8 protein-coding genes are annotated in these 7439 nt (G+C 56.5%); 6 read left to right on the top strand and 2 right to left on the bottom strand.

Annotated elements, in window-relative coordinates; all coding sequences use genetic code 11:
* Positions 1–100 precede the first annotated feature (100 nt).
* Complete coding sequence (locus tag V7M64_RS21765; protein ID WP_333682218.1) at positions 101–430, bottom strand: hypothetical protein; 330 nt, start codon at positions 428–430, stop codon at positions 101–103.
* Here V7M64_RS21765 and V7M64_RS21760 point away from each other — a divergent pair.
* The 6 genes from V7M64_RS21760 to V7M64_RS21735 all read left to right on the top strand — a co-directional run bounded on the left by V7M64_RS21760 (position 399) and on the right by V7M64_RS21735 (position 6492).
* Positions 399–1928, top strand: coding sequence for a hypothetical protein (locus V7M64_RS21760; RefSeq protein WP_333682216.1), 1530 nt, complete (start codon positions 399–401; stop codon positions 1926–1928). The genes V7M64_RS21765 and V7M64_RS21760 overlap by 32 nt on opposite strands.
* Positions 1925–2395, top strand: coding sequence for a hypothetical protein (locus V7M64_RS21755; RefSeq protein WP_333682215.1), 471 nt, complete (start codon positions 1925–1927; stop codon positions 2393–2395). The genes V7M64_RS21760 and V7M64_RS21755 overlap by 4 nt, the downstream gene beginning before the upstream one ends.
* Positions 2396–2544: 149 nt before the next feature.
* Complete coding sequence (locus tag V7M64_RS21750) at positions 2545–4230, top strand: hypothetical protein (protein ID WP_333682213.1); 1686 nt, start codon at positions 2545–2547, stop codon at positions 4228–4230.
* Positions 4227–4745 (top strand): hypothetical protein, encoded by a 519-nt coding sequence (locus V7M64_RS21745; protein ID WP_333682212.1) that lies wholly within the window; start codon positions 4227–4229, stop codon positions 4743–4745. Before V7M64_RS21750 ends, V7M64_RS21745 begins: the two co-directional genes overlap by 4 nt.
* Positions 4746–5294: 549 nt before the next feature.
* Entirely contained in the window at positions 5295–5966 is a 672-nt protein-coding gene (locus V7M64_RS21740) for an exodeoxyribonuclease VII large subunit (protein ID WP_333682211.1), read from the top strand.
* A 211-nt stretch (positions 5967–6177) separates the two neighbouring features.
* Positions 6178–6492 (top strand): hypothetical protein, encoded by a 315-nt coding sequence (locus V7M64_RS21735; RefSeq protein ID WP_333682210.1) that lies wholly within the window; start codon positions 6178–6180, stop codon positions 6490–6492.
* 37 nt (positions 6493–6529) lie between these two features.
* Here the strand turns inward: V7M64_RS21735 and V7M64_RS21730 are convergent, their stop codons facing one another.
* Positions 6530–6826, bottom strand: a complete 297-nt coding sequence (locus V7M64_RS21730) for a hypothetical protein (RefSeq protein ID WP_333682209.1) — start codon at positions 6824–6826, stop codon at positions 6530–6532.
* Positions 6827–7439: the final 613 nt, after the last annotated feature.

The following is a 7439-nucleotide window of genomic DNA, read 5'->3' as shown; positions in this document are numbered from 1 at the left end:
GCATACCCAACGCACCGCCGCCGCCCCCGCCGCCGGGTAAGAAAGGCTGTGGTGGACTGCTTCAGGTGGTGGCGATTGCGGTCGCGGTGGTCGCGACGATTTATACGGCGGGTGCCGCCGCCGGCTTGCTGGGCGTCGCCGCCGGTAGCGCCGGTGCCGGCACCTTTGCCACGGGCTTGGCGGTGCTGGGTGGCAGTGCCGTGGGTTCCACCGCGGGCCTCATCGGCGCGGCCGCCGTTGGCGGTGCTGTGGGCAGCATCGCCAGCCAGGGCGTGTTGATTGCCGGCGGCGCACAGCAGGACTTCAACTGGAAAGGCGTAGCGATGGGTGCGGTAGGCAGCGCCGCTACCGCCGGTATCGGTGTGGCCGCCAGTGGTAGCAACGGTTTTGCCACGGCCTTGAACAACACGCCCGGTGTGGTACGCGCCACCGCCATTGGCGCCAGCAATAGCACCGTGAGCAATGTGGTGGGCAGTGTCGCCGGCTTGCAAAGCTTTAGCTGGAAGAACGTCGCAGCCAGTGCCGTGGCGGCGGGTGCTGGCTATGCCGCCAACCGTGTGATTGGGCAAGCGCAATACGGCAGCGAAAAATGGAACTGGATGTCCCAGGGCGGCACGCTGCAAAGTGCTGCCGCCGCCAACGATGGGGGACAAACCGCGCTGCGCGGCGTCGGTTCGGGCATCGCAGCCGGTGTCGGCAGCGCGGCGGTGCGCGGCAACCTTACGCAAAGCTGGGCTGGCATTGCGCAAGACGTCATCGGCAGCACGGTCGGCAACGCCATTGCCGAACAAATGGCCTCACGCTCGTCCGCGCTCCAAGGCAAAAGCACCGATGTGCTCATGCAGATGGACAACCTGGCGCGCTATGCCGGCAAAGACCCCGGCCAACTCAGCAACGCGCAACTGAACGTGCTGGCACAAGCGGCCGAAACCAGTACTGCCGCCGGACAGCACCTATCCAACGCCGAATTGATTGGCCGCACGGATGCATACCTGGCCGACATCGTTGGCCTCAACAGCGCACAGCGTGATGACATTTTTGGGCTTTACAACGAAGCCAATCTGTTTGGCACGGTAACGGTGGGGACGCCGCAGCGCACGGGCCTGTTCGTGCAAGCCAGTGAAGCCTTTGCGAACGCGGCGAATGGCGAGTTGTTGTTTGGCACTGACACGGCCATCTACAGCGCCAGCTCACAAGAGCGTGGATCGTGGCTAAGCCGACCGCTTGATACGGCACTGATCGGCACGGGCTCCGCTGCGCGAGCCATTGCCGATCAGATCGATAGCAAGCCCTGGCTGAAGTTTGGCCTGGTGGGCTTGGAAGTGGCAGCGGGGCCGGCGAAGTTTGCGGTGAGCCAAACGCTGCAGGCGACGGGCATCACGGACTTCATCTCTGATCGTGTCATTGGATACGTTGGCGGCAACCTTGCAAGCGTGGGTTATGAAGACCCGCAGGCTGTCAACGGTGGCATTGGTGCGATGGCGCTCACGTCGTTGGCCGCGACGGGTACTTTCGGGCTCGCCAAGCGTATCGGTACCGTTGTAACGGGGTTACAGGCCAATCCCGCCGAAGGCATTTATCGGGGCGGTGCGTATGGTCGCTTGGCTGCTGGTCCAGGTATTGAGCGCCATCACTTTCCGGCGAACAGCGTGAGCCCCTTCTCGACGTATAGTGGACCGGCGATTCACATTGACAAAGTTGACCATGGATTTACATCAAGCCATACATTTGCCGGACAAGACGGAAAGCTGTACCGAGCTGAAGTGCGTACCTTGATAAACCAAGGGCGCATGCGAGATGCAATAGCCAAAGAAATTTGGGATATTCGTCGTGCAGCTGTGCAAGGAGGTGGTTCTGCCTCAAAATATAATCAGGCTATCAAAGAAGCTCTGGATTACTCACGCGGTCAGGGTTGGATTGTGAAATGAATGCAATGATGTTTGAAATAGTGCCTTATATTTCGGTAGGCCCTATCCGATTTGGAATGTCGCCAAAAGAAGTTGACGCCATTCTAGGTAAGCCAAAGGTGGTGACGCGTAGCCGCTACAGCAGGGAGCTTGTCCATTATTACGGTAACGCTGTAAGAGTTTCATTCACCGTTGATGGCAATAAAGTTGTCGAAGTTGGATTGCGCGATGAAGTTGACGTATCCATCGAAGGGATTGCACTTTTCCCCTTTTCGAGTAACAGATACATGGATGCATTAAAGCTAGATGGCTCCCCATATGAGACCGTTGGCTTTGTGGTGCTAGTGAACCTTGGGGTAACTCTGGGCGGCTTTCATGACAATGATGAATCGCAAAGAGCTATTACAGCTTTTGCGAAAGGACGTTGGGATAAGTCCATGTCAGACCTCAAGCCTTTCCCGCTTCTCCCTTCTGCATCCGCGACGTAAGTCGAAAACAGGATGCAATGGCGCTCAGAAATTGAGCGCCATCGCATGCTCCTTGAAAACCTACTCCTTGCCTGCCACCGAACTGATTGATGTCTGATCAGTTCAGTGCTGGCATGCCAAAGCTTTGAGTCAATGACGCGAAGCAGTGTATGGCTTGCGCTCATCAATGCTCATTGATTGCCGGCGGCGCACAGCAGGACTTCAACTGGAAGGGTGTGGCGATGGGCGCGGTAGGCAGCGCCGCTACCGCCGGTATCGGTGTGGCTGCCAGTGGTAGCAACGGTTTTGCCACGGCCTTGAACAACACGCCCGGTGTGGTACGCGCCACCGCCATTGGCGCCAGCAATAGCACCGTGAGCAATGTGGTGGGCAGTGTCGCCGGCTTGCAAAGCTTCAGCTGGAAGAACATTGCTGCCAGTGCGGTAAGTGCAGGTGTGGGTTACGCCGCCAACCGTGTGATGGGGCAAGCGCAATACGGCACCCAGGGCTGGCGTGCATTGGACAACAACAGCAGCTTGGCTACCCAGGTCTACGCCACCGATCCATGGAACACCGCCGTGCGCAACATCGGCAGCGGCATCGCCGCCGGCGCCGCCAGCGCGGCGGTGCGCGGCAATCTCACGCAAAGCTGGTCGGGCATTGCGCAAGACGTGATCGGCAATACCGTGGGCAATGCCATTAGCAACCAGATGGCAGCCCACTCACAGTCCAAGGCGGCGGGTGATGCGTACGCGACGTTGCGGGCGGAAGGGGCCAGTAAAGAGATCGCGCTCGCGGTTGTCACCAACCCCGGAATGGCCGCTCAGTTCGAATGGGCGGATACACGCAACACCATCGCGCAGGCTGCCGGATACAGCAACTTCGATGCGTTGTCACCCGACCAGCAGATCAACGCGCTGACCGGCACCATCACCTTCGGCAAACCGCAAACGCAGTGGAGCGCTGACTCCGTCTTCGGTGATACGCCGTCAATGTCGCTACTGGCTCCTGAATCGACGGCCAGTCGTTACGGCCGAGCGATCAGCGACACCATCGTCGATGCCCAAAATGCACTGGGCAGCGTGATCGAGACGATTGGCGAGGGCAACGTCAAGTGGGGCTTGCGCGGGGTACAGCTGGCACTGGGTGGTATTCCGGGCACGGCCGTGTCCCTGTTCGCGGAAGCCACCGGCTTCACGTCATGGGGCCAGGGCAAAATTCAGGAGTATGTGCGCGATCCGCTAGCGGGTGCCATCGGCACGCATATCTTTGACGCCAGCAATCCGAATGAACTGCAAGCGGTATTGCCGGCCAGCAACCTCAGTGCGGACTTTGTGGTGGGGTTGGGTAGTGCGGCCATCGGCATCGTGCCTGCCAAGGGCGTGCAGATGGTGGTGGAGGCGGCGAAGGGAGGGCGAGTTGCCTCCGCCACGGCGCAGAAGGAGTTGCAGCGTGTTCGTGAGCTGGAGGTCGGTACTTACGCGGAGCAGGCGAGGCGTAGTATTGGTGATGGCATGACACCGGATCATATCCCGTCGTATGCGGCGGTTAAGGCAAATATTGAAGCGCAGGCCGGGAGAAGGTTAACCGATGAACAAAAAAAGCTACTGCGTGAAAAAAGCACCACTACAGTGATTGTTGACACAACGGCGCATCAAAAGTTATCGGCCACGTACGGTGGCAGAAACACTCCAGAGCAAATTACACGTGATGCAAGCAATTTGCGCGAGGCTGCCACAAGGGATTTTGAGCGTTACCGTGTAGACTTACGCAGCAAAGGCTACTCAGATTCACAGATTGATGCGACGCTTCGTGCGATCCACGATCAAAATGTTAAGAATGGGATATACAAATGATTGAGTCTGTAGAAAGTCTAGTAGGCTACTCCGTCAACGAGCTACGTGAGCGGCTATTTGCGGCTGGGCTCAAAATGGTGGCGGTCACTGTGGATGACGAATTCATTGAGAGCGAAGAAGAAAAAGAGGCCCGAATTGCGTCAGGAGACCTGACGCAATTCATTAGCATGCATGCTGACGGAATCAGTTTTTCGCTGACTAAGGATAGACGTGTGGATGCCATCTACCTTTATGCTCATGGTCACGAAGGTTTCTCGGATTTTCGAGGATTTTTGCCTTGTGGTTTAAGTTTTGATATGTCGCGCAACGACGTGCGATCTCATTTTGAGGATAAGTACGGAATTGGACCAAGCCGTTTCAATGATGGGCAAGAAATTTCAGGTCTTGGCTTTGTGCCAGCATGGGATTTGTATGTCGTAAATGATTATGCATTTCATATTCAATACAACGATCATTGGAATGCTATAAATCTAGTAACTCTAGGAAAATCTCAGGGATGGCCGGGCCTGGATTAGCTGAGTCTAATTAACGAAATGGCGGTACCCCATCCGCATCTGCGATGTAAGTCATCCTTGCATCGCGGTGATATTTTAAAAAACACAGCGAGCGAAGCGTGATAAAGTTTTGACCATTTTCGTGCCAACTCTTTGAAAATCTACGCGCTTGGTCGGATGTTGAATGGAACTCTCTCATGGATAAGGCAATACCCAAAACCCAAAAGGCTATAGCTGCTTCGCAAGGTTCAGCCGTCAACGAAACCGAGGTTCTAACGCCCGAGGAACTGCAATCCGTCTTGCATCCTCAGATTCGCGATGAACAGGCCAGCCTACGTATAAGAGTGCGTGGAACGGTGAGTAAGGTGAAAGCTGCATAGCTATTGTTATGGCAGCTTGGTACACGATGATCACTCCCTTTCATTTCGAGTGCCTGTTGATTCAGCGCCCCATGAAGGGGAAGCGGTCATCATTGAAGGGGTGCTGGCCGTCACTAATTGGTTTGCGGTCCAGCTGCGCGGAGATATTGGCGATAGATGGCAAGCCCTTCCTCGTGGACGACCTGTGCTCGTGCCTGAGCGTAAGGGCGGCACGCAATTTTTGCGGGACTTCCTTGGTGCTTATCCCATCAGTTCGGTGGGGTTTCTCGCCACTCAGCTGGCGTGGGGCGACGTTATCAAGTCTGCTCCTGAGCTTATTAGCTGCCCTTGCGAGATTGCCCATTTCACCGACGAGGGGAAATTTCTGGACGCGCTGGGTCGCTTGCTGAAAGCTAAGGTCAACGCGATTGTCATTACGCGTGGTGGTGGCGAAGCGATGGCGGCTATTGGCGACTCGCCTAATGTCGCAAAAGCGCTAATTGAAACAGGGCTCCCATTCTACACGGCACTTGGTCACTCGGGTGACAACATGTTGCTGGATAAGCATGCGGACGAAAGCTTCGTCTCCCCAGCGGATGTTGCCCACAGGCTGAGCCGAACTCAGAAGGAGATGCAAAAGCAGGCGATTCTTAAAGTCGAAAATGACGTGCTTGAGAGTCAAGTCCAACAGTTTCGCGCACAACTTGACCAGCGCGACGGGGATGTCATGGTGAACAATCGGCTCTATCTGGAGGCAAAACAGCGTCTGGAGGTAGTGCAGAAAGATTGCGAAAGAAAAGCGTGGCTTCTAAAACTCTGGGTCCGTGCCTCGATCATTCTGGCGATAACCGTCGCGCTATTACTGTGGTGGCTCAAACATTAAGCGCTTAAGGTGCTTGCGTTTTTACCACCTTCGCTCACGTACCTTGAAAACCTATCTCCCTGTACCGCCGGGCCGCTCTTTAGTTAGAGCCGCCCGGCGACAGGCATAACACGCGTGTGTGCTTCCCGTGCTGAAACATTGGCTTCATCGCTTTCGCTTCACTCCCAAAGACAAAATCGCCATTGATTCACGCCTCGTCGAACTCGAACCGATGGAGCGCCTGCTTGTCCTGTTGCGCCCCAAAGCACCCTATGTCGAATGGGTGCGCCGCATCTGCGAAGTACCTGATTTCACCGTGCAGCGAGCCCACAAGCAAGCCAACGGCTATTTGGTGCCGACGATCCATTGGGATATCGAGAAAGCCGTGGGCTACGTGGCCGATAACTACGACCTGTTTTTTGATCGCGAGCTTACGCTATGGAATCTGGACTCGGACCAATGGCCCAAGCCACGAACACTCGCGTTGTTCCATGCATGGTTTGATGTGGAAGTGATCGAGATGGTGGCCGATCTGGGTGACTATTAACAAGGAAGTAGCGGAGCCCATGATCGGCACCATGCCATCAATGCTCGCTTTCACCTGCCTCCATCTGCTCCATCAACATCCGCAGATGCGCTTTCCCTACGCACGCGTGACTCATCTTGAGTAGCGTAGCGACACCTGCGAGTGCATAAGCAAGATCATCCGTATCGACCGTGTCGACATACGGGGAGGTCAGCGCATCACCCAGGCAGCGCATGATGCCATGCGCACCTTGCAGGAATTGGCTGGCATCGTGCAGCAGAGGCGTGAAGGCGGTGTCGGCATCGATGTAATACGGCGCGTGCAGTTTCATCCATAGGTCGTAAGTGGCGTTCATCGTGAACTCCTGGGCAGGCAAAGAAAGAAGCCGCCACGCAGACCGATGTAAGGATGGGCGACGGACGTGCCGGGGTCAGAAACCGAGTCTAGAGAGCCCGGCCAGGCTTACGCCTGCCCGACACGTCCGCCATAGAACGAACGTGCGACGCAAGAAGAGGCGCATGCGCGCCTCTTCTTGCGCTCTAGAAATCAGGTTCTGACACCTGGTCGCCGATTTGCCGGCGACGCGAGAACGCTAAGTCTTCACGTCCATCACGTCAACCGTTGGCTTCGTCGATAACCCATCGCGTACCTGTAAGCATCATGCGCTTCGCCTGTCAGTGTTTCGTGATGAATACATGTTCTGCGGGAACGCTGCGTTTTTCGCAAGTCACAAGCCGCTAACCTTATCCGCATGCGCAGGATCGCATCCCACCCAGCACGGACGTTTCTGCGGCGGCATCGGCGCCAGCCTCCCTCCACTAGGTCCCCACGCCGGTGCCGCCGCAACCTCTTCGATACAGGTGCTCCGACGTCTCACTCGACGTCCTGCATCCCACTGGCAATAGCATCGTCAAACGCCATCCTCCGTATCGATGCGGAGGGTTACGGCATCGCGTGGACGCGCGACG

The organism is Dyella sp., from assembly GCF_036746095.1.
Taxonomy (GTDB): domain Bacteria; phylum Pseudomonadota; class Gammaproteobacteria; order Xanthomonadales; family Rhodanobacteraceae; genus Dyella_B.
This window is presented reverse-complemented; position numbering and strand designations above follow the sequence as displayed.

Coding starts and splice junctions, on each gene's coding strand:
- V7M64_RS21755 (WP_333682215.1), top strand. CDS start 1,925: ATGAATGCAATGATGTTTGAAATAGTGCCTTATATTTCGGTAGGCCCT.
- V7M64_RS21750 (WP_333682213.1), top strand. CDS start 2,545: ATGGCTTGCGCTCATCAATGCTCATTGATTGCCGGCGGCGCACAGCAG.
- V7M64_RS21745 (WP_333682212.1), top strand. CDS start 4,227: ATGATTGAGTCTGTAGAAAGTCTAGTAGGCTACTCCGTCAACGAGCTA.
- V7M64_RS21735 (WP_333682210.1), top strand. CDS start 6,178: ATGGAGCGCCTGCTTGTCCTGTTGCGCCCCAAAGCACCCTATGTCGAA.
- V7M64_RS21730 (WP_333682209.1), bottom strand. CDS start 6,826: ATGAACGCCACTTACGACCTATGGATGAAACTGCACGCGCCGTATTAC.